The following is a 22,524-nucleotide window of genomic DNA, read 5'->3' on the forward strand; positions in this document are numbered from 1 at the left end:
ATGCCAATACGCCGATCGTGGATACGACGCCCAACAAGCTGGTGGTGCCTGTCGCTACAGCGGCAACCGCAAAAGCAGTGACCGCCACAGCCAAACCTGCGCCTGCCATGCTGGGTGAAACCGATGCCTTCTATCAGAGTCAGATCGAAAAAGCGGTCAAGGTGGGGGATATCGACAAGGCGATGAAGCTGGTGAACGAGGCAGAACGGGCTGGTTCAACCAAGGCAAAAAGCGTGTTTATTGATGCGGTCAAGCGTTCGCAAAAATAGAGTAATACGACCCTTTGCTGGTCAGATATATTTATTGAGGCCTCCCTTGTTGGAGGCCTTTTTAATCGGTAGACTGTAATAAATAAAATAACTCCGTTACATTGAGTTACAGTGCGTTTCTGTTTGATGTGGGCGGCATTATTAAAATACAAAGTGAAACTGCAATTTATATCTGTTTGTAATAGAGTGATAATGCAGATTATTAACTTATATTAGGGTTGTTTTTTAGCCGCTCAGCAAGTTGTGATCTTCCCTCCAAATTCAATATTCCCCCAATTTAGAAAGCAGCAATTTATGACCCGCTGGGTTATATTCTGATGGTCAAAATAAACATGCCCGACTCGAAGATATCTGGATGAATCAGTGGTTATTTCATCCTGATAGATCGTTCAGGGACGACAATCCATTCAGGAGCGCACACAATGTTCAAAAATGCTTTCTCTAATCTGCAAAAGGTTGGTAAGGCGCTGATGCTGCCAGTATCAGTCTTGCCGGTCGCAGGTATTCTGCTGGGGGTGGGGGCTGCCCACTTCAGCTGGTTGCCAGAAATTGTCTCCCAATTGATGGAGCAAGCTGGTGGTTCCGTATTTGGTCAGATGGCCCTGCTGTTCGCAGTGGGTGTTGCTCTGGGCTTTACCAATAACGACGGTGTATCCGGTCTGTCTGCCATCGTTGGCTACGGCATCATGTCCGCGACCCTGAAGGTCATGGCGCCTGTGATGGGTGTTGAAACCATCGAAACCGGCGTGCTGGGTGGTATCCTGGCCGGTGGTGTCGCTGCCTGGGCCTTCAACCGCTTCTACAAGATCCAGTTGCCTGAGTATCTGGGCTTCTTCGCCGGCAAGCGTGCCGTACCCATCATCACCGGTTTTGTCTCCATCGGTCTGGGTGTGATCCTGTCCGTAGTTTGGCCGCCAGTGGGTGGCGCTATCGGCGCCTTCTCTGACTGGGCTGCCAACCAGAACCCGGTACTGGCCTTCGGTATCTACGGCGTGGTTGAGCGCTCCCTGATCCCGTTCGGTCTGCACCACATCTGGAACGTACCGTTCTTCTATCAGGCTGGTACCTGCGTCAACGGTGCTGGTGAAACTGTTCACGGTATCATGACCTGCTTCCTGACTGCTGATGATGCGTCCCGCGCTGCCGGTAACGGCTTCGGTCAGCTGGCTGGTGGTTACCTGTTCAAAATGTTCGGTCTGCCTGCTGCTGCGTTCGCCATCGCTCACGCTGCCAAGCCGGAAAACCGCGCCAAGATCGTTGGTATCATGGCCTCTGCTGCCCTGACCTCTTTCCTGACCGGTATCACCGAGCCGATTGAATTCTCCTTCCTGTTCATCGCTCCGGTTCTGTACGCAATCCACGCTGTACTGGCTGGTCTGGCTTATGTGCTGACCAACTCTCTGGGTATCGTACACGGTCACACCTTCTCCAACGGCTTCATCGACTTCGTGGTGCAATCGCCGCGTGCCGACAACATGCTGCTGCTGGTCGGTCTGGGTCTGGTTTACGCTGCCATCTACTACGTGGTATTCAGCTTCGTTATCCGTGCCATGGACCTGAAAACCCCGGGTCGTGAAGACGAGACCGCTGAAGAGACCGTTGGCCAAGGTAAAGACGAGATGTCTGCTGCTCTGGTTGCCGCCTTCGGTGGTAAAGAGAACATCGCTTCTCTGGATGCCTGCATCACCCGTCTGCGTGTTGGCGTGAAAGATGTTGCCAAGGTTGACCAGGCTGGTCTGAAGAAACTGGGTGCTGCCGGTGTGGTAGTGGCTGGTTCCGGCGTACAAGCCATCTTCGGTACCAAGTCCGACAACCTGAAAACCGACATGGACATCTGGATGAAGAGCAACTAATTAAGTTGCCTGACATCAGGTTCCGGGAGAGGGAGGCGCAAGCCTCCCTCTTCTTTTGCATGGTATTCGGAGAGTGGAAACGGAGTCTGTGATGAAACTGCGGGCTGGTATTGCTGGTACGTACCAATAAAAAGAGCGCCACACGGGCGCTCTCTTGTCGAGTGGAAGGAGTTAGAGTTTCTCCAGATCCCGCTCGATTTCGCTGATCTTGTTCTGCACCACTTTTTCCAGATGGCGCAGGTCGCGCAGGATCTTCTGCTTGATGTCGGGGTCGCTGTGAACATGAACGCCCTGGGTCAGGCTGTCCAGCTCGTCCACCACGTATTTGAGGTTGGCGTTGATCTCGGTGACATCCTTGTACTCATGAGTACCGGAGTTGACCAGCATGGTTTTGCGCTGGCGCGGATACTTGAATTTGACACTCTTGGCGAAGAACTCGCCCTTCTGCTTCTTGAAGTAGATCTTGAGGATGTCGTGGTTGGCCTCCTGGCGCAGGGTGTAGCTGTCAACGGAGGCGGGATCCTGGATCCCCAGGCTCTTTAGATTCTCGTACATCAGGCTTCCTCAGTGTGAAACGATCCTGTCCCATCAATCTTAACCGATGCCTCATGGCTTGCCTGTGACAGGGGCGCCAAAATCAAAAAGGGCGCCATCAGGCGCCCTTTGAAATCACAGCAAAACCGCTTACTCGTCGATGGAGCGCAGCAGGGCGTTGATGCCGACCTTGGCGCGGGTCTTGGCATCCACCTTCTTGACGATCACCGCCGCGTAGAGGCTGTATTTGCCGCACTTGGAGGGCAGGGAGCCAGAGACAACCACGGAGCCAGCCGGTACGCGGCCGTAGTGAATTTCGCCGGTCTCCCGGTCATAGATGCGGGTGGACTGGCCGATGAAGACGCCCATGGAGATGACGGAACCTTCCTCGACGATGACCCCTTCAACCACTTCGGAGCGGGCACCGATAAAGCAGTTGTCTTCGATGATGGTGGGGTTGGCCTGCAGCGGCTCCAGCACGCCGCCGATGCCGACGCCGCCGGAGAGGTGGACATTTTTACCGATCTGGGCGCAAGAACCGACGGTGGCCCAGGTGTCGACCATGGTGCCTTCGTCAACGTAGGCGCCGATGTTGACATAGGAGGGCATCAGCACGGTATTGGGGGCGATAAAGGAGCCTTTGCGGGCGGTCGCAGGCGGTACCACGCGTACACCGGCGGCCTTGAACTGCTCTTCGGTGTAGTTGGAGAACTTGAGGGGAACCTTGTCGTAGTATTGGGCATCGTCGCCCTTGATGATGCCGTTGTCGTTGATACGAAACGAGAGCAGTACCGCTTTCTTCAACCACTGATGGACAACCCACTCACCGGCGAGCTTCTCGGCAACACGGGCCTTGCCGGAGTCCAGCAGTTCGATGACTTGCAGGATGGCGGATTTGGTAGCGCTGTCCACAGTGCTCGGGGTAATGGTATCGCGGCGCTCGAAGGCCGCTTCAATGATCTGTTGCAACTCGGTCATGACAGGTTTCCTTTAAAAAATTCTGTTTGTTGTATCACACTTTTCCGACTGTTTTTAAGGGGTTGACCGCAATTCTTCCTGCCAGCGGCCATTTCTTCATCCGGTGTGCGCCAACCGGTTGTTTGGCATGGCAAAAAAAACCGACAATCAGCCTCTTTCGAATCACTATTCGCTTAATCCAGTACCGACTGCTGGGGGTTGAGCTGGTGTACCAGTCGCTCTTCCAGCTGTTTTTGCTGTTCGGCGGTCAATGGTTCGCCATCGAGGCTGGTCAGGCTGAAAAAGTCCTCGACCCTCTCACCGAAAGTGGCGATTTTGGCGGCGTGCAGCGACAGTCCGCACTGCTGGAAAACGGCACCGATCCGCGCCAGTAGGCCGGGGGTATCGAGGGCCGTCAGCTCCATCAGGGTGTGACGGCTCTCCCCTTTATGAGGCAGGAAGACCACTCGGGTCGGCACGCTGAACTGGCGGTGGCGCCGTGACAACGGCTTGTTGCGCAGCACCAGCTTGCCCGGCTCCAGCAGCGCCTTCTCCAGCGCCTTCTTGATGGTGGCGGTGCGGTTGGGGCTGATGGGCTCGCCGCTCGGCTCCAGCACCACGAAGGTATCGAGCACATAGTTGCTGCGCGAGTTCATGATCTGGGCGTCGTGGATGTTGAGGTTCTTCTGATCCAGCGCCGAGGCCACGGTGGCAAACAGATTCGGGGTATCGCGGCAGTAGATAAACACCTCGCTGCCGCCGCGGGTCGGGTGTTTGCCGATGATCACCAGCGGTGCCGGATTGTCGCCATGCTCGATGATGTGGCGGCAGTGCCAGGCGATCTGCTCCGGGCTGTGGCGCAGGAAGTAGTCGGCCTTGAAATCGGCCCAGAGCTGGTTGATTGCCTCTTCCGATACATCTCGTTGCGCCAGCAGTTGCTTGGCTTGACGCTGGTTTTCGCGAATGCGCAGCCGCATGTCGGGCGGGTTCTCCAACCCCTGGCGCAGCGCCTTCTGGGTCGCGAAGTAGAGCTCCCGCAGCAGGGTGCCCTTCCAGTCGTTCCACAGGGTGTCGTTGGTGGCGCAGATATCGGCCACGGTAAGGCAGTAGAGCAGGTCGAGATGCTGTTCGTCGCGCACCTTCTGGGCAAAATCGGTGACCACGTCGGGATCGTAGATATCGCGGCGCTGGGCGGTGACCGACATCAGCAGATGGTGGCGCACCAGCCAGGCGACCAGTCGGCTCTCGTAGCGATCCAGACCGTGCAGCTGGCAGAACTCCAGCGCATCGACGGCGCCGAGCTCCGAGTGATCGCCACGCCGCCCCTTGGCGATGTCGTGGAACAGGGCGGCGATGCTGAGCAGCTCCGGTTTGCGCAGCCGGGTGAAGACCTCGTGGCAGAGCGGGTGGCTCTGGCGACTGGCCGGATTGGGGAACTGGTGAATGTTCTTGAGCAGTCGGTGGGTGTGCTCATCCACCGTGTAGGCGTGGAACATGTCGAACTGCATCTGGCCGACGATGAGGTTCCACTGCGGCAGGTAGGCGGCGAGGATGCCGTATTTGTGCATCAGGGTGAGCGGCAGGCCGATGCCGTTGGGGTGGCGCAGCAGCGCCATAAAGAGGCGACGGCAGTCAGGCAAGTCCTGCAACCAGCAGTTGAGTTTGCGGCGCGCCTCGCGCAGTTGGCGCAGGGTGGCCGAGTGGATGCCCGCAATCTCGGGATGCTGGGCCATCTGATAGAAGAGACGCAGGATAGCGGCCGGTTCACGGCTAAACAGCTGTGCATCCACCGCATCGATGAGGAGGCCACGGAGCTGGAACTCGTCGGAGAGGCGGCGCACATCCATGGCGCTGTTGCCGAGGATCGCCTCGTCAAACAGCTGCAGCAGCATCTCGTTGAGCTCGGAGACCCGCCGCACCGTCTGGTAGAAGCGCTTCATCATCTGCTCGACCGGGGTGTTGCCTTCGCCCTCGAACCCCAGCATCTGGGCTACGGTGCGCTGGCGGTCGAACAGCAGGCGGTTATCCCCCTTGTTGATGGCCATATGCAGGGCGAAACGCACCTTCCAGAGAAAATTCTGGCAGTCGAGCAGCTCGCGGTACTCGGCGCGATTGAGAAAGCCGTGGCTGGTCATCTCGAACAGGGTGGTGGCGCCAAAGTGGCGGCGGGCGACCCAGGCGAGGGTTTGAATATCCCGCAGGCCACCCGGATTGCTCTTGAGATCGGGCTCCAGCTTGTAGGCGGTGCCGAGAAACTGCTGATGACGCTCCGCCTGCTCCTGGCGCTTGGCGCGAAAGAAGGCTTCGCTCGGCCAGAAGTGCTGGGGGCCGGTCGCCTCTTTCAGTTGCCGGAAGCCTTCCTGGCGACCGGTGATGTAGCGGGCCTCGATGAGGTTGGTGGCGACCGTAATATCGGCGCGCCCCTGCTCGAGACACTCCGCCACGTTGCGCACCGCCTGACCCACCTCCAGTTTGAGGTCCCAGAGCAAGGTGATGAACTCGCCGATCCGCAGCCCCAGCACCTCGTCCAGTTCATCGCCATCATAGAGGATCAGCAGGTCGATATCGGAGTGGGGGTGCAGCTCGCCGCGGCCATAGCCCCCCACCGCAATGAGGGTGAGGTCGCTCTTGTCGAAACCGAACTTCTGCCAGAGGCGGCAGAGCAGCTGATCCATATATTCGGAGCGGGTGGCGACCAGTTCGATGATGTTGTCACCGGCATCGAAGCGGGCGTGCAGCCAGCCGAGAAAGCGGCTCAGGTACTCTTTGCAGTTGTCACGGGTGAGCTGATCGTCGGGTAACAAATGAGGGGAAAGCAGGCTGGCGTCCATGGCATCTCACACGCAAGTGGCAGGCAAATGGCTGAAACAGAAGTAAAAACCCCGGCGCTTTGGAAGTTCAGGGCCGGGGTTCGATGTTAGCTGTGTTTGATGAAGCGGTCGATAGTGTCATCGGGGCGCAGGGTGAGCACCTCGCAGCCATCCTCGGTCACCAGCAGGGTGTGCTCCCACTGGGCGGAGTCGCCGCCATCCTTGGTGGTCACGGTCCAGCCATCCTTCGGATTGACCTTGCAGTGATACTTCTTGCTGTTGACCATGGGCTCGATGGTAAAGCACATGCCCGCTTTCAACTCCAGCTTACCGCTGTTGCGATAGTGGAGGATCTGCGGCTCTTCGTGGAACTCGGCACCGATGCCGTGACCACAGTAGTCACGCACCACGGAGAAACCAGCCTTCTCGACGATGGGCTGAATAACGGCGCCAATCTCGGTAATGCAGGCACCCGGACGCACCGTCTTGATGGCAGCGTAGAGGCTCTCTTGCGCAACCTTGCAGAGCTGGCGGCGCAGCGGGGTGGTTTCCCCCACGATGAACATGGCGGAGGTATCGCCGTGGTAGCCATCCTTGATGACGGTGATGTCGAGGTTGACGATGTCGCCATCACGCAGCTTCTTGTGGTTCGGGATGCCGTGGCAGATCACATCGTTCACCGAGGTGCAGATGGATTTGGGGAAGCCGTGGTAGTTGAGCGGAGCCGGAATGGCCTGTTGTACATCGACAATATAATCGTGGCAGAGGGTGTTCAGTTCGTCAGTGGTGACGCCAGCTTTGACATGGGACGCAATCATGACCAGCACATCGGCGGCCAATTGGCCGGCAACGCGCATCTTTTCAATCTCTTCCGGTGTCTTGATTTTAATGGACATGGGATCTCTCTTGCGGCCTGCCACCGGGCCTGCGAGGGCGGACAGGACAGGTAATGAAAAATAGATGCGTTTGCAATCAGGCCAAAATTTTATCCGCAACCCCCGCGTACTTCCAGTGTGATTGTCATCACAACGTCAAATCGGCGTCGCAGCATCCCCTGGCGGGATCCAGATTTACACCTGTTTAGGGTGTTGGCCGGTGGTGTCGTGGTCAAAGTTATGGTATAAAGCGCGCCGGAATGGGGAACATGCGTCCCGATTTCATCACCCTTACTTAAACAACACACACACATCGACACATATACCGGGGTGCCTTAACGGGTCGGTTATATGGGATGTGTGGAGGCCTAACCCCAATACAGAGGTATAAAATGGCTAAAGTTTCTATGCGCGACATGCTGCAAGCCGGCGTTCACTTCGGTCACCAGACTCGTTACTGGAACCCGAAAATGAAATCCTACATCTTCGGTGCCCGCAGCAAGGTTCACATCATCAACCTGGAAAAAACCGTTCCGATGTTTGACGATGCCATGAACTTCATCAGCTCCGTAGCTGCCAAGAAAGGCAAGGTACTGTTCGTAGGTACCAAGCGTGCCGCGTCTGAAGCCGTAAAAGAAGCCGCTGAGCGTTGCGACCAGTTCTATGTTAACCACCGCTGGCTGGGCGGTATGCTGACCAACTGGAAAACCGTTCGTCAGTCCATCAAGCGCCTGAAAGATCTGGAAACCCAGAGCCAGGACGGTACCTTCGACAAGCTGACCAAGAAAGAGGCGCTGATGCGTACTCGCGAAATGGAAAAGCTGGAGAAGAGCCTGGGTGGTATCAAGAACATGGGCGGCCTGCCTGACGTTCTGTTCGTTGTCGATGCCGACCACGAGCACATCGCTATCAAAGAAGCCAACAACCTGGGTATCCCGGTAGTTTCCATCGTTGATACCAACTCCAACCCGGACGGCGTTGACTATGTCATCCCGGGTAACGACGACGCTATCCGTGCTGTTCAGCTGTACCTGAATGCTGCTGCTGACACCGTACTGGAAGCTCGCGCTCAGGACATCGTTGTTCAAGCCGAACAAGATGGCTTCGTTGAAGCTGAGTAATTGATAAGGACTGCAAAGCCCTTATTAACCAAGCTGATGTAATTGGTTAGCAGGGGCCCTTGTGGCCCCTGTTTCTTGTCAATTCAAGACCGAGGATACTGGACATGGCAAACATTTCTGCCGCCCTGGTAAAAGAACTGCGCGAGCGCACCGCCGCTGGCATGATGGATTGCAAAAAAGCACTGGAAGAGGCCAACGGCGATATCGAGCTGGCCATCGAGAACATGCGTAAATCCGGTCAGGCCAAAGCCGCCAAGAAAGCTGGCCGTATCGCCGCTGAAGGTGTGATCTTCGCCCGTACCGAAGGCAACGTTGCCGTCATGATCGAGCTGAACTGCGAGACTGACTTCGTTTCCAAGGATGCCGGTTTCCTGGCCATGGGTCAGAAGATCGTCGAGATCGCTGCTACCCAGAAGATTGCTGACGTTGACGCGCTGAAAGCCGCTGACTTCGGCAACGGTGAGTCCGTAGAGCTGACCATCACCAACCTGATCGCCAAGATCGGTGAGAACATGAACCTGCGTCGCGTGATGCTGGTTGAAGGTGACAACCTGGGTACCTACGTTCACGGTTCCCGCATCGGTGTTATCACCAAGCTGACCGGTGGTTCCGACGAGCTGGCCAAAGATCTGGCCATGCACGTAGCTGCCAACAGCCCGCAATTCGTCAAGCCTGAAGACGTATCTGCTGAAGTCGTTGCCAAAGAGCGCGAAATCCAGATCGACATCGCCATCAACTCCGGCAAGCCGAAAGAGATCGCCGAGAAGATGGTTGAAGGCCGCATGAAGAAGTTCACCGGTGAGGTTTCCCTGACTGGTCAGCCGTTCGTGAAAGATCCTTCCATGACCGTTGCCGAGCTGCTGAAGAAAGAAGGCGCTGACGTTGTCTCCTTCACCCGTTTCGAAGTGGGCGAAGGCATCGAGAAGCAAGAGACCGATTTCGCTGCTGAAGTTGCAGCTCAAATCGCGGCCGCTCAGAAGGCCTAATCGAACCGGTTTTTCCGTTTCCCCAGACCGCGACTTATGTCGCGGTCTTTATATGACCAGGAATCAGTGACATGAGTACCAATCCCAAACCTGCATACAGACGTGTTCTTCTGAAGTTGAGTGGTGAAGCCCTGCAAGGATCCGAGGGTTTCGGCATTGATCCGGCGGTGCTGGAGCGGATGGCCCAAGAGATCAAGGAACTGGTTGAGTTGGGGGTTCAGGTCGGTCTGGTCATCGGTGGCGGCAACCTGTTCCGCGGAGCCGGGCTTGCCAAAGCGGGCATGAACCGAGTGGTGGGCGACCACATGGGTATGCTGGCAACCGTGATGAACGGTCTGGCCATGCGTGATGCCCTGCATCGTGCTTATGTGAATGCCCGTCTGATGTCTGCCATCTCCCTGCAGGGTGTCTGTGACTCCTATAGCTGGGCCGAGGCAATCAGCCAGCTGCGCGCTGGCAAAGTGGTGATTTTCTCTGCCGGTACCGGCAACCCCTTCTTTACTACCGATTCTGCGGCCTGTCTGCGCGGGATCGAAATTGAAGCCGATGTGGTGCTCAAAGCCACCAAGGTCGATGGTGTATACAACGAAGATCCGGTCAAGAATCCGGATGCCGTGCTGTATCATGAATTGAGTTATGATGAAGTTCTTGAAAAAGAGCTCAAGGTGATGGATCTTGCTGCCTTTACTCTGGCACGTGACCATGATCTGCCGATCCGCGTGTTCAACATGAACAAACCGGGTGCGTTGCGCCGGGTTATCATGGGTGAGCCGGAAGGAACCCTGATCCATTACGTCAGCAAATAAAATAGATGCGAGCCGCGCGGCGGCTCGTTCGCCAAAAGGAAAACCGCTGTGATCAACGAGATTAAAAACGACGCCAAGGAGCGCATGGGCAAGAGTGTCGAGTCACTCAAGACCCAGATGTCCAAGATCCGTACCGGCCGTGCTCACCCGAGCCTGCTCGACGGCATCCAGGTTGAGTACTACGGTGCAGCCACTCCGCTGAAGCAGCTGGCCAACGTGGTTGCAGAAGATGCTCGCACCCTCTCCATCTCCATTTTTGACCGCTCCATGATCCAGGCGGTAGAGAAGGCGATCCTGACCTCCGATCTGGGCCTCAATCCCTCCAGCAACGGTCAGACCCTGCGTGTGCCGCTGCCGCCGCTGACCGAAGAGCGTCGTCGTGACCTGACCAAGGTGGTGCGTGGTGAAGCGGAGAACGCCCGTGTCGCCGTGCGCAACATCCGTCGTGACGCCAACGCCGACCTGAAAGCGCTGCTCAAGGACAAAGAGATCTCCGAAGACGACGATCGTCGCGCTCAGGAAGAGATCCAGAAGCTGACCGACTCCTACATCAAGCTGGTCGATGAGGCCCTTGCTGCAAAGGAGAAGGAGCTAATGGAAATCTAAGCGCCTGAAAGGTATATTACGAGCGCCGTGTAGTGCCCCTGCACGGCGCTTTTGTCTTTGTGGGAGAATTACATGTCGCTTTTGGCTGCGTTGGGTGATTGTGCCAACTCGTCTTTACCCCGTCACGTCGCCATCATCATGGATGGTAATGGTCGCTGGGCCCAAAACCGAGGCAAGATGCGGGTTTATGGCCACAAGGCGGGCGTCAAGTCAGTGCGTGAGGCAGTGACCTTTGCTGCGCGTGCCAAGATCGAGGCATTGACCCTGTTTGCCTTCTCCAGCGAGAACTGGCGCCGCCCGGAAGGGGAGGTCAGCGCCTTGATGGAGCTCTTCATTACCGTGCTGGGTCGTGAGGTGCAGAAACTGCACACCAACGGGATCCGGCTCAAGGTGATTGGCGATACTGCTCGCTTTAGCGAACGGTTGCAGCTCAAGATCGCCAAGGCGGAGGCCTTGACCGCCGATAACAAGGGGTTGACCCTGAATATTGCGGCCAACTATGGCGGCCAGTGGGATATTGCCCAGGCGGCCCGCAAGCTGGCCAAGGCGGTCGCAGCCGGTGAGTTGGCAGCAGACGACATCGATGAGTCCATGTTGACCCGCGAGGTTTGCATGGCCGATCTGCCACCCGTGGACCTGTTGATCCGTACCGGTGGCGATCATCGCATCAGCAACTTTGTTTTATGGCAGCTCGCCTATGCCGAGCTCTACTTTACACCGGTGTTGTGGCCCGATTTCAACGAGGCAGAGTTCAGTGAGGCCGTTGCCTCCTTCGTTGCTCGCGAGCGTCGTTTCGGTTGTACGGGTGAACAGATACGGGAATTGATCGCCGAGCAGCAGACCGGCTAAACCCCGCTCCCAAGAGAGAGGTTTCTTTTGCTAAAACAACGAATTATTACTGCTTTGATGCTGATCCCCCTGGTGTTGGGGGCGCTCTTCTTTTTGCCTTTGAAATTTTTTGCCCTGTTGGCAGCGCTGGTGTTTTTGTTGGCAAGTCGTGAATGGAGTGGGTTTGTCTCTGCTGCTCCGCAGCAATGGTTACCCATCGTATTTTGTCTGTTGCTCGGTGCCAGCCTCTTTTGGCTGCCGGTGGAGCAACTCTGGACGCCCCACCTGCACCCCCTCGTGATGGGCGTACTCTGGACCGCAGCAAGCTGGTGGCTGCTGGGTTTGCTGCTGGTGCTGCGCTATCCCCAGAGCGCCAAGTTGTGGAAAGAGTCTATCTGGCTCAAGTCCCTGTTTGGTCTGGTGACCCTGGTTCCCTTCTTCTGGTCGCTGGTGGCCATCCGTGGTTACAACTTTTACCATGACCCCATGATGGGCGCCTGGATCCTGTTGTTTGTGATGGGGCTGGTCTGGGCGGCAGATTCTGGCGCGTATTTTTTCGGCAAGGCGTTCGGCAAGCACAAGCTGGCACCGGCTGTGAGTCCGGGCAAAACTATCGAAGGGATGTGCGGCGGCCTCTTTACCGCCAGTCTGCTGGCCATCGGCGTTACCTGGTCGATGGGATTTGTTCCTGCCAAGATGGCCACTGTGCTGTTTTGTTCCCTGCTGGCGGTGCTGGCTTCCGTGCTCGGCGATCTGACCGAGAGCATGTTCAAGCGTGAAGCGGGCATCAAGGACTCCGGCACCCTGCTGCCGGGCCATGGTGGCATTCTCGACCGGATCGACAGCCTGACCGCCGCCCTGCCGGTGTTTCTGCTCAGTTATCTGCTACTCAGTCAGGAGTTCTGATGCACAAGTCACTGGTTATTCTGGGGGCCTCCGGCTCCATCGGTCAGAGTACCTTGAAAGTGCTGCGCCATAACCCGGGCAGTTGGCAAGTGTTGGCGTTGACCGCCGCCCGTAACGTGGATGCCATGTTGCGGGACTGCCTCGAATTCTCCCCCCATTTTGCCGTGATGGTCGATGAGGATGCCGCCCGTGAACTGGCTGCCCGTCTGAAAGCGCACGGCAGTGCGACCCGGGTCATGTCTGGTGCAGCAGCCCTTTGCGAGGTTGCCGCTCACCCCGACGCCCATAGCGTGATGGCCGCCATTGTGGGGGCGGCCGGTCTGGCCCCGACCATGACCGCAGTGCGTGCCGGCAAGCGTATTTTGCTGGCCAATAAGGAGGCGCTGGTGATGTCCGGTGCTTTCTTCATGGAGGCCGTGCGCGAGCATGGCGCAGAGCTGCTGCCCATCGACAGCGAACACAATGCCATCTTCCAGTGTCTGCCGACTGCCGTGCAGCGCCAGCCCGGTTTTTGCGATCTGGCGGCGGCGGGGATCAGCAAGATTTTGCTGACTGGTTCCGGCGGCCCGTTCCGTTACACCGAGATCAGCGAGCTGGCCAAGGTGACACCGGCGCAGGCCATCGCGCATCCCAACTGGTCGATGGGGGCCAAGATTTCGGTCGACTCCGCCACCATGATCAACAAGGGGCTGGAGTACATCGAGGCGCGCTGGCTGTTCAATGCGGCGCCCGAGCAGATCCAGGTGGTGATCCACCCGCAGTCGGTGATCCACTCCATGGTGCAGTACAAGGATGGCTCCGTGCTGGCTCAGCTTGGCAATCCGGATATGTGTACCCCCATCGCCCATGCGCTGGCTTATCCCAATCGCATCCCCTCCAGTGTGGAACCTTTGGATTTCTTCAGTGTCGGAGAGTTCAGCTTTATCCGGCCTGATTATGATCGCTACCCCTGTCTGGCGCTGGCCATCAATGCCTGCCAGAAGGGACAAGCGGCGACCACTGCGCTCAATGCGGCCAATGAGGAGGCGGTTGCAGCCTTCTTGGGCGGGCGCATCGGCTTTATGGATATTGCCCGGATCAACGAGGCAGTGATGCTGGCGCTGGAGAGCAGCGCAGTCGGCTCGCTCGATGATCTGTTTGCCCTGGACGGTGCGGCAAGAGCCCGTGCTCACACTTTGATTGAGGAGCTTGGCTGATGGGTGGTGTGTTGTGGAATATCGGCGCTTTTGTTGTTGCGCTGGGCCTGCTGGTCGCGGTGCACGAGTTTGGCCACTTCTGGGTGGCCCGTCGCTGTGGCGTCAAGGTAGAACGCTTCTCCATCGGTTTTGGCAAGGCGATCTGGCGCCGGATGGGTAAGGATGGCACCGAATATGTGCTGGCGCTGATCCCCCTCGGTGGTTACGTCAAGATGCTCGATGGCCGAGTTGATGAGCTCAAGCCCGGTGACGAACAGTACGCCTTCAACCACAAGAGTGTCTGGGCGCGGATGGCGATTGTTGCCGCAGGTCCCATGGCCAACTTCGTCTTTGCCCTGTTTGCCCTCTGGCTGATGTTTATCATCGGGGTGCCGAGCGTCAAGCCGGTGATCGGTGAAGTGCGTCCGGCCTCCATCGTGGCCGAGGCGGGTCTGCTGCCCAGGATGGAGATTGTCGGGGTCGGCGATGAGCAGACCGGTGACTGGGAGAGCGTCACCTATGCCCTTATCAGTCATCTGGGTGATGATGCTGTGACTCTAAAGGTTCAGGCACCCAATACCAGCTATGCCACCGACAAAACCTTGTCGCTGACCGGCTGGACCTTCGATCCGGATAAAGAGTCGCCCATTGGCAGTCTGGGGATCGTCCCCCTGAGTGGCAAAGTGCTGCCTGTGGTTGCCTCTGTGGTAGCCAAAAGTGCCAGTGAAAAGGCGGGTCTGCAGGTCGGTGACCGTATCAAACAGGTCGGCGATCAGCCTATTACCGCGTGGGCCCAGTTTGTCGAGCTGGTGCAGCAGGCACCGGGCGAACCCCTGCAAGTGGTGGTTGAGCGCAACAACAGTGATCTCAACGTGACCCTGACCCCGGATAGCCGCAAGGTGCAGGGCAAGCTGGTTGGATTCGTCGGTCTCTCACCGCAACTGGTTCCATTACCGGATGAATATCGAATTCTGTTACAGTATGGGCCTTTGCAGGCGCTGTGGCATGGCGCGGACAAGACCTGGAGCCTGATCACGCTCACCTTTGACATGATTGGCAAGCTGATTGGTGGCATCGTGTCGCTGGACAACCTGAGCGGCCCCATCTCCATTGCCAAGGGCGCCGGCAGCAGTGCCGACTATGGTTTGGTCTATTTCTTGAGTTTTCTGGCGCTGATCAGCGTCAACCTGGGGATTATCAATCTGTTTCCCCTGCCGGTGCTCGATGGTGGCCATCTGGTCTATTTCCTGATCGAAGCGGTCACCGGCAAGCCGGTATCAGAGAAAATACAGGAAGTGGGTTTCAGGATCGGCGCCGCCATTCTGATGTTATTGATGGGCATTGCGCTGTTTAACGATTTCGCTCGCCTCTGAGGCCAGAGCATCAACAAGGACACATAAGAACAAAATGGCTGTTAAAAAAGCATTGGTGTTGAGTTGCCTGCTGGGTGCCAGTTTCCTGGCCCAGGCGGCCCCTGCCTCTTTTGTGGTGCAAGATATCCAGGTCGAAGGTCTGCAACGGGTGACCCTGGGTGCCGCACTGTTGAACCTGCCGATCCGGGTCGGTGATAACGTCGATTCCGTGGCACTGGCCAGCGCCATCAAAAAGCTCTATGCCTCGGGTAACTTCGAGGATGTGAAGGTTTACCGTGACGGCCAGGTGCTGCAGGTGATGGTCAAGGAGCGTCCGACCATCTCCAGCATCGAGTTTGCTGGTAACAAGGATATCAAAGAGGAGCAACTGACCCAGAGTCTGGAGTCCTCCGGCATCCGTGTCGGCGACCCGCTGGATCGCACCGTGCTCACCTCCCTCGAGAAGGGGCTCGAAGATTTCTACTATGGCGTGGGTAAATACTCCGCCAGGGTCAAGGCCATCGTCACTCCGTTGCCGCGCAATCGGGTCGATCTGAAGTTCACCTTCGTCGAAGGACAGGCAGCCAAGATCCAGCAGATCAACATCGTTGGCAACAGCGTCTTCCCTGAAGAGAAGCTGATTGCCCAGCTCTCCCTGCGTGACGAGGTGCCCTGGTGGAACTTCACCGCTGATCAGCGCTATCAGAAGCAGAAGCTGGCGGGGGATATCGAGACCCTGCGCTCCTACTATATGGATCGCGGCTATATCCGTTTCCAGCAGGAGTCCACCCAGGTCTCCATGACCCCCGACAAGAAGGGGGTCTACGTCACCCTCAACATCAAGGAAGGGGAGCAGTACAAAGTTTCCGGTGTCCAGCTCAAGGGTGATCTGATCGATCGCGGTGGCGAGATGAAGGGGTTGATCCCAATCGCTGCCGGTAGTACCTACTCTGCAAGCCAGGTGACCCACACCGAAGAGGTGCTCTCCAAGTTCCTCGGTCGTTATGGTTACGCCTATCCGAAGGTGGTCACCTTCCCGCAGATCAACGACAAGACCAAGGAAGTAGAGCTGATCGTCAACGTTGAGCCGGGTCCGCGCGTCTATGTGCGCAATATCAACTTCAGTGGCAATGCCACTACCGAAGATCAGGTGCTGCGCCGCGAGATGCGCCAGATGGAGGGTACCTGGCTCTCCTCCGACAACATCGAGCAGTCCAAGAGCCGTCTCAACCGCCTTGGCTACTTCGAGAGCGTCGAAGTGGACACCAAGCGGGTGCCGGGCAACGAGGATCTGGTGGATCTCGACTTCAAAGTCAAAGAGCAGCCGGCCGGCTCCATCAACGCGGGGGTGGGCTACGGTACCGAGTCGGGCCTGAGCCTGCAGGCGGGGATCTCCCAGAATAACTTTATGGGTACCGGTAAAACGGTCTCTATCAACGCCAGCACCAATGACTATTCCAAGAACGTTGACTTGAGCTACAACGACCCTTACTTCACCGTTGATGGCGTCAGCCTGGGTGGTCGGGTCTACTACAACCAGTTCCGCGCCGATGATGCCGATATCGTTGATTACGAGAACGAAACCATCGGTTTCCGTCTCTCCAGCGGTTTCCCGGTCAACGAGTTCAACCGTCTCGACTTCAGTACCGGTATCGAGAGCACCAAGCTGAGCCGTCCGTCATTCAATGCCCAGAACTATCAGGAGTGTCTGAAGGACAACCCGGATACCAATGGCAACACCTACTGCTGGGATCAGTGGAACAGCAATCGCCAGTCGGTGCAGATGGATCAGTTCTGGAACCTCTACTCGCAGGATGGTGCCAACCTCGACTTCGTGACAGTCGATGTGACCGCTGGCTGGACCCGCTCCACCCTGAACAAGGGGATGTTCCCGACTGCCGGTGACCGTCAGCGAGTTAACGCCAAGGTAACCGTGCCGGGTATGGAGCTGCAGTACTACAAGCTCTCTGCCGAAAATGCCCACTACTTCCCGCTCGATGCGGATCACAGTTGGGTAATGATCGGCAAGGGTCGGGTCTCTTATGGTAATGGTTATGGTGATGACCCCATGCTGCCCTTCTTCGAAAACTACTACGCCGGTGGTTTCGATACGGTGCGCGGCTTCAAGAGCAATACCATTGGTCCCAAGGCGATTTACAAGACCTACAACAAACCGGGGGCGGGCGCTTGTACTGGCAGTCAGCCGTGTGAGACCGGCAGCTACGAAGGTTCCGACACCTCGATCGGTGGCAACGCACTGGCAGTGGCCTCGTTCGAACTGGTCTTCCCGACCCCGTTCGTCTCCGAGACCTACCGTCCGCAGATCCGCTCTACCGCCTTTATTGATGCCGGTACTGTCTGGAGCACTGATTTTGCCAATGGCGCTTACCCCTGTGCTGCAGGAGCGGATTGCAACTACCTGAGCCAGGACTATTCCAATCCGGGCAATATCCGGGTCTCTGCCGGTGTCTCCCTGCAGTGGCTCTCGCCCATGGGCCCGCTGGTATTCGCCCTGGCCAAGCCAATCAAGAAATATGAGGGTGACCGTACCGAGTTTTTCTCCTTCAACATCGGCCGTACCTTCTGATGAGTGTTTCACCCCCACCTATGCGGTGGGGGTCTTCAATGATGGGACGCGCAGCTTGCGTGCCTCACCAGGTAACAAGACGGTATCAATGCCGCTTGCATAATCGGGTAAATCAGGTAGCCCTCGCCATGAGGGAACAAGGAGTAAGTGTGAATAAAGCGTTGAAAGTAGCTGGTTTGAGCTTTGCACTGATGGCTGCCGGCATGGGTTCTGCCTTCGCTGAGACCAAGATTGCCGTGGTTGACATGGGCGAAGTCTTCCAAAAGCTGCCCCAGCGTGAAGCTGTTTCCGCCAAGCTGAAAGGCGAGTTCGAGCCGCGCATGCGCGAGCTGCAGAAGCTGGAACAGGAAGGCCAGAAGCTGGTCGAGAAGTTCCGCAAGGATGAAGCCTTCATGAGCGCCGAGCAGAAGAAGCAGAGCCAGGAGAAGCTGGCCAAGCTGCAGATGGAGTTCAACCAGAAGCGCCAGGCATTCGAGCAGGACAACGGCCGTCGTCAGTCTGAAGAGCGCAACAAGATCCTGACCAAGGTGCAAGCTGCTATCGATTCCATCGCCAAGAGCAATGGTTACGATCTGGTGCTGGAGCGCAATGCCGCCCCGTATGCCGCCAGCAAGCTGGACATCTCCGGCCAGGTTATTTCTCAGGTAAGCAAGAGCAACTAATTGATGGCATTCACTCTCGCACAGCTGGCCCAGCAACTGGGGGCCCAGGTCCATGGCGACGGAACCCTGGAAATCCGCAAGGTAGCGACACTGGAAAAGGCCGGGGAGGGTGAGATTACCTTCCTGTCCAACAAGAAGTACCGCTCTTATCTGGAGCAGAGCAAGGCGACTGCCGTGCTCATTACAGAAGCGGATCTCCCTTTCTGTCCCACCAATGCGCTGGTGCTCAAGGATCCCTACGTGGGTTTTGCCCGGGTAGCCCAACTGCTGGACACCACCCCGCAGCCGGCCATGGATATCCATCCGAGTGCCGTCATCGCGGCCGACGTCCAGCTGGGCGAGAGAGTGGCCATCGGTGCCAATGCAGTGATCGAATCCGGCGTTGTGCTGGGTGACGATGTCCGCGTTGGCCCGGGTTGTTTCGTTGGCAAAGATACCCGGCTGGGAGCTCGCTCCCGGCTGTGGGCCAACGTCACCCTCTATCATAATGTGACCATGGGTACCGACTGTCTGGTTCAATCCGGTACAGTGATCGGTGCCGATGGTTTCGGTTATGCCAACGAGCGTGGCGAGTGGATCAAGATCCCCCAGCTCGGCGGCGTGACCATTGGCAACCGGGTCGAGATCGGTGCCTGCACCACCATCGACCGCGGTGCGCTGGAAGATACCCGCATCGCTGACAACGTCATCATCGACAACCAGTGCCAGATCGCCCACAACGTTGAGATCGGCTACGGCACCGCCGTGGCGGGCTCCACCGTGATGGCAGGTAGTCTCAAGGTCGGCAAATACTGTATCATTGGCGGCGCTTCCGTCTTTAACGGGCATATGGAGATCTGCGACCAGGCCACCGTTACCGGTATGGCCATGGTGATGCGACCCATTACCGAGCCCGGTGTCTACTCTTCCGGCATCCCTTTGCAAACCAATAAAGAGTGGCGCAAGACCGCCGCCCGGGTGATGCGTATCGAAGAGATGCACAAGCGGTTAAGCAAGCTTGAGAAGAAGCTGGATCAAGAATAATCACGATTGGTATAGGGTACTGTTTTGACTACTGAAAAGAAGAGCCTGGGTATCCAGGAAATCATGGATCTGCTGCCCCACCGTTATCCTTTCCTGATGGTGGATCGTGTAGACGACTACGAGATCAGCGATGAGCGCAAAACCCTGCGCGCCATCAAGAACGTCTCCTTCAACGAGCCGATCTTCCAGGGGCACTTTCCGGCCAAGCCGGTGTTCCCGGGGGTACTGATCCTGGAAGCAATGGCACAGGCCACCGGTATCCTGGCCTTTACCATGGTGGGCAAGCCGTCTCCCAACGAACTCTACTATTTTGCCTCAATCGACAACGCTCGCTTCAAGCGCCCGGTCGGCCCCGGTGATCAACTGGTGCTCGACGTGGAGTTCCTGAAAGAGCGTCGCGGTATTGCCAAGTTCACCGGTGTCGCTACCGTCGACGGTGAAGTGGTCTGTACCGCCGAGCTGATGTGCGCCAAACGCGAGGTTTAACACACGTGATCGACCAGACTGCCACCATTCACGATACTGCCATCGTCCATGAGTCTGCCGTGATCGGTAAAGGGGTTGAAATCGGCCCCTTTTCTGTCATCGGCGCCGAGGTTGAAATCGGCGACAACACCTGGGTGGGCTCCCACGTGGTGATCAAGGGCCCGACCAAGATTGGTTGCGGCAACAAGATCTTCCAGCACACCTCCATCGGTGAGGATTGCCAGGACAAGAAGTACGCCGGTGAGCGCACTTTCCTCGAGATTGGCGACAACAACGTCATTCGCGAGAACTGCACCTTCCACCGTGGCACCATTCAGGATCAATCCCTGACCAAGGTGGGGAGCGGTAACCTCTTCATGGTCAACGTTCACGTTGCCCACGACTGCATCATCGGTGACAACTGCATCTTCGCCAACAACGCGACCCTGGCGGGCCACGTGGTGATCGGTGATTTCGTGATCTTTGGTGGTCTCTCCGCCATTCACCAGTTCGGCCGCGTCGGTGCTCACGCCTTCGTCGGTGGCTGTGCCGCCCTGAACAAGGATGTGCCGCCTTACGTGATGGCTGCCGGCAACTACGCCAAGCCATTCGGGGTCAATTCCGAAGGTCTGCGTCGCCGCGGTTATACGCCTGAGGCCATTTCTGCCGTCAAGCGTGCCTACAAAGAGATCTTCCGCTCCGGCAAGACCATCGAAGAGGTGCTGCCGGTGTTGATCGAGATGGCGCAAGCCGAGCCGGCCGTCCAGCTCTATGTGGACTTCCTCAAAGACAACGAGCGCGGGATCATCCGTGCCTGATCCGGTTCGTATCGGTATCGTCGCCGGAGAGGTCTCCGGCGACATTCTGGCTGCCGGTCTGGTGCGCGAGCTGCAAGTCCGCTATCCGGACGCGCAGTTTGAAGGGATCGCCGGGCCGCGGATGCAGGCTCTGGGCGTCAAGGCCCTGTTCGAGATGGAAGAGCTCTCCGTCATGGGGATCACCGAGGTGCTGGGGCGTCTGCCGCGTATCCTCAAGGTTCGTCGCGAACTGCTGCGCCACTTCATCGCCAATCCGCCCGATATCTTCATCGGCGTGGATGCACCGGATTTCAATATCGGGGTGGAGCTGAAACTGCGCCGCGCCGGTATCAAGACGGTTCACTATGTCAGCCCCTCTGTGTGGGCCTGGCGCCAGAACCGCATTCACAAGATCAAGGCCGCTACCGACATGGTGCTCGCCTTCCTGCCGTTCGAGAAAGCCTTCTACGACCGCTTCGACGCCCCTTGCCGTTTTGTCGGTCACACCATGGCGGACGATATTCCGTTGGTACCGGATCAGGCTGCCGTGCGTCGCAATCTCGGTATCGATGCCAATCGCCGCTGGCTGGCAGTGCTGCCGGGCAGCCGCACCGCAGAAGTGGGCTTTATGTCCCCCCTGTTTCTCGAGGCGTGCAAACATCTGACGGTGCGCTATCCGGATCTCGGCTTCATCGTGCCGTTGGTCAACCAGAAACGGCGCGAGCAGTTTATGGCCATCCAGGCCGAGGTAGCGCCGGGTCTCGACATGGTGCTGTTGGAAGGACAGGGCCGCGAGGCGATGATCGCCGCGGACGTGGTGATGCTGGCCTCCGGCACCGCAGCGCTTGAAGCCATGCTGGTGAAAAAGCCGATGGTGGTGGGCTACAAGCTCAAGCCCTTCAGCTATTGGCTGGCCCAGCGACTGGTAAAGACCGAGTTTGTCTCTCTGCCCAACCTGCTCGCCGGTCGCATGCTGGTGCCGGAACTCATCCAGCACGAGTGCACCCCGGAGAATCTGGTGGAAGAGGTAAGCAAGTACTTCGAGCACGACAACAGTGCGCTGGTCAACACCTTCACCGAGTTGCACCTGCTGATCCGCTGCAATGCCGACTCGCAGGCCGCCGAGGCGGTATCCGAGCTGCTCGGCAGGTAGCAGCGGTAGGTTCGATTAGCCGCTCTGCGGCGTAATCGGACGATCGCGTCACAGTGTCGCCGAACGCTCACCTAACTAATAGATGCCCAGGGAACGTTCGAATACGCTTCGCTATTCGAACCTACCTTCCTTGTTTTGATTCAAGGCTACAAGATGATGATCGATATTCCTGACGACAAGCTGGTTGCCGGTGTGGACGAAGTGGGCCGTGGCCCGCTGGTGGGTGACGTGGTCACCGCTGCGGTCATTCTCGATCCCGCCAATCCCATTGTCGGGCTGGCTGACTCCAAGAAGCTCTCCGAGAAGAAACGGCTGGCGCTGTTTGACGAGATCAGGGAGAAGGCGCTCGCCTGGGCCATCGGTCGCGCTAGCCCGGAGGAGATAGACGAACTCAACATCCTGCACGCCACTATGCTGGCGATGCAGCGCGCCGTGGCGGGATTGAAGGTCACCCCCGAGCTGGTCTTTATCGATGGCAACCGCTGCCCGGCGCTGCCGATGGAAGCGCGCGCCGTGGTCAAGGGCGATAGCCTGGTGGCCGCCATCAGCGCCGCCTCTATTCTGGCCAAGGTGACCCGCGATGCGGAGATGACCGAGCTGGACAGCCGCCATCCCGAGTATGGCTTTGCCCGTCACAAGGGTTATCCGACCGCTGAGCACCTCGCCATTCTGGCCGAGCGTGGCCCGCTGCCCGAATATCGCAAGAGCTTCAAACCGGTGCGCCGCGCACTGGGGATCGAGTAGACCATGTCATTTTGT

The 22,524-nt window shown here is 57.6% G+C and carries 20 protein-coding genes and 1 pseudogene; 17 read left to right on the forward strand and 4 right to left on the reverse strand.

Annotated elements, in window-relative coordinates:
• Both ACRAUW_RS06275 and ptsG read left to right on the forward strand, forming a co-directional pair.
• Positions 1 to 269 (forward strand): annotated as a pseudogene (locus ACRAUW_RS06275) (MalM family protein); the annotation flags it as partial.
• A gap of 422 nt (positions 270 to 691) precedes the next feature.
• Positions 692 to 2,122, forward strand: coding sequence for a PTS glucose transporter subunit IIBC (gene ptsG, locus ACRAUW_RS06280; RefSeq protein ID WP_431361585.1), 1,431 nt, complete (start codon positions 692 to 694; stop codon positions 2,120 to 2,122).
• Positions 2,123 to 2,293: 171 nt separating this feature from the next.
• Here the strand turns inward: ptsG and ACRAUW_RS06285 are convergent, their stop codons facing one another.
• The 4 genes from ACRAUW_RS06285 to map form a co-directional block, all read right to left on the reverse strand.
• Positions 2,294 to 2,677 (reverse strand): DUF3461 family protein, encoded by a 384-nt coding sequence (locus ACRAUW_RS06285; RefSeq protein ID WP_431361586.1) that lies wholly within the window; start codon positions 2,675 to 2,677, stop codon positions 2,294 to 2,296.
• Between the two features lie 129 nt (positions 2,678 to 2,806).
• On the reverse strand, positions 2,807 to 3,634 hold the full coding sequence (gene dapD / locus ACRAUW_RS06290; protein WP_431361587.1) for a 2,3,4,5-tetrahydropyridine-2,6-dicarboxylate N-succinyltransferase: 828 nt from the start codon (positions 3,632 to 3,634) through the stop codon (positions 2,807 to 2,809).
• Positions 3,635 to 3,807: 173 nt separating this feature from the next.
• Positions 3,808 to 6,444, reverse strand: a complete 2,637-nt coding sequence (gene glnD / locus ACRAUW_RS06295; protein WP_431361588.1) for a bifunctional uridylyltransferase/uridylyl-removing protein GlnD — start codon at positions 6,442 to 6,444, stop codon at positions 3,808 to 3,810.
• Between the two features lie 86 nt (positions 6,445 to 6,530).
• Positions 6,531 to 7,319 (reverse strand): type I methionyl aminopeptidase, encoded by a 789-nt coding sequence (map, locus tag ACRAUW_RS06300; RefSeq protein WP_431361589.1) that lies wholly within the window; start codon positions 7,317 to 7,319, stop codon positions 6,531 to 6,533.
• 371 nt (positions 7,320 to 7,690) lie between these two features.
• Here map and rpsB point away from each other — a divergent pair, with 371 nt between their 5' ends.
• The 15 genes from rpsB (at position 7,691) to rnhB (ending at position 22,509) form a co-directional block, all read left to right on the forward strand.
• On the forward strand, positions 7,691 to 8,419 hold the full coding sequence (rpsB, locus tag ACRAUW_RS06305; RefSeq protein WP_005303470.1) for a 30S ribosomal protein S2: 729 nt from the start codon (positions 7,691 to 7,693) through the stop codon (positions 8,417 to 8,419).
• A 104-nt stretch (positions 8,420 to 8,523) separates the two neighbouring features.
• The gene (gene tsf, locus ACRAUW_RS06310; protein WP_005343781.1) at positions 8,524 to 9,405 is read left to right on the forward strand and encodes a translation elongation factor Ts; all 882 of its coding nucleotides are present in this window, start codon (positions 8,524 to 8,526) and stop codon (positions 9,403 to 9,405) included.
• Positions 9,406 to 9,476: 71 nt separating this feature from the next.
• Positions 9,477 to 10,211: a UMP kinase gene (gene pyrH, locus ACRAUW_RS06315; RefSeq protein ID WP_005343782.1), complete on the forward strand. Its 735-nt coding sequence runs from the start codon at positions 9,477 to 9,479 to the stop codon at positions 10,209 to 10,211.
• 48 nt (positions 10,212 to 10,259) lie between these two features.
• Positions 10,260 to 10,817, forward strand: a complete 558-nt coding sequence (frr, locus tag ACRAUW_RS06320; protein ID WP_431361590.1) for a ribosome recycling factor — start codon at positions 10,260 to 10,262, stop codon at positions 10,815 to 10,817.
• A gap of 72 nt (positions 10,818 to 10,889) precedes the next feature.
• Positions 10,890 to 11,666 (forward strand): polyprenyl diphosphate synthase, encoded by a 777-nt coding sequence (uppS, locus tag ACRAUW_RS06325; RefSeq protein WP_431361591.1) that lies wholly within the window; start codon positions 10,890 to 10,892, stop codon positions 11,664 to 11,666.
• Positions 11,667 to 11,693: 27 nt separating this feature from the next.
• Positions 11,694 to 12,551 carry a phosphatidate cytidylyltransferase gene (locus ACRAUW_RS06330; protein WP_431361592.1) on the forward strand — a complete coding sequence of 286 codons (858 nt, stop codon included), beginning with the start codon at positions 11,694 to 11,696 and terminating at the stop codon, positions 12,549 to 12,551.
• Positions 12,551 to 13,747 carry a 1-deoxy-D-xylulose-5-phosphate reductoisomerase gene (gene ispC, locus ACRAUW_RS06335; protein ID WP_431361593.1) on the forward strand — a complete coding sequence of 399 codons (1,197 nt, stop codon included), beginning with the start codon at positions 12,551 to 12,553 and terminating at the stop codon, positions 13,745 to 13,747. Before ACRAUW_RS06330 ends, ispC begins: the two co-directional genes overlap by 1 nt.
• Positions 13,747 to 15,099 (forward strand): sigma E protease regulator RseP, encoded by a 1,353-nt coding sequence (gene rseP / locus ACRAUW_RS06340; RefSeq protein WP_431361594.1) that lies wholly within the window; start codon positions 13,747 to 13,749, stop codon positions 15,097 to 15,099. The genes ispC and rseP overlap by 1 nt, the downstream gene beginning before the upstream one ends.
• Before the next feature lie 34 nt (positions 15,100 to 15,133).
• Positions 15,134 to 17,665, forward strand: coding sequence for an outer membrane protein assembly factor BamA (bamA, locus tag ACRAUW_RS06345; protein WP_431361595.1), 2,532 nt, complete (start codon positions 15,134 to 15,136; stop codon positions 17,663 to 17,665).
• Between the two features lie 149 nt (positions 17,666 to 17,814).
• A complete protein-coding gene (locus ACRAUW_RS06350; RefSeq protein ID WP_431361596.1) occupies positions 17,815 to 18,327 on the forward strand; it encodes an OmpH family outer membrane protein in 513 nt (170 codons plus the stop codon).
• A gap of 3 nt (positions 18,328 to 18,330) precedes the next feature.
• Entirely contained in the window at positions 18,331 to 19,350 is a 1,020-nt protein-coding gene (gene lpxD / locus ACRAUW_RS06355; protein ID WP_431361597.1) for a UDP-3-O-(3-hydroxymyristoyl)glucosamine N-acyltransferase, read from the forward strand.
• A 24-nt stretch (positions 19,351 to 19,374) separates the two neighbouring features.
• Positions 19,375 to 19,836: a 3-hydroxyacyl-ACP dehydratase FabZ gene (fabZ, locus tag ACRAUW_RS06360; RefSeq protein ID WP_005338559.1), complete on the forward strand. Its 462-nt coding sequence runs from the start codon at positions 19,375 to 19,377 to the stop codon at positions 19,834 to 19,836.
• A gap of 5 nt (positions 19,837 to 19,841) precedes the next feature.
• Positions 19,842 to 20,633, forward strand: a complete 792-nt coding sequence (gene lpxA / locus ACRAUW_RS06365; protein ID WP_431361598.1) for an acyl-ACP--UDP-N-acetylglucosamine O-acyltransferase — start codon at positions 19,842 to 19,844, stop codon at positions 20,631 to 20,633.
• A complete protein-coding gene (lpxB, locus tag ACRAUW_RS06370) occupies positions 20,626 to 21,765 on the forward strand; it encodes a lipid-A-disaccharide synthase (protein ID WP_431361599.1) in 1,140 nt (379 codons plus the stop codon). The genes lpxA and lpxB overlap by 8 nt, the downstream gene beginning before the upstream one ends.
• Before the next feature lie 153 nt (positions 21,766 to 21,918).
• Complete coding sequence (gene rnhB, locus ACRAUW_RS06375) at positions 21,919 to 22,509, forward strand: ribonuclease HII (protein ID WP_431361600.1); 591 nt, start codon at positions 21,919 to 21,921, stop codon at positions 22,507 to 22,509.
• Positions 22,510 to 22,524: the final 15 nt, after the last annotated feature.

The organism is Aeromonas sp. (genome assembly GCF_050633025.1).
Lineage (GTDB): Bacteria > Pseudomonadota > Gammaproteobacteria > Enterobacterales > Aeromonadaceae > Aeromonas.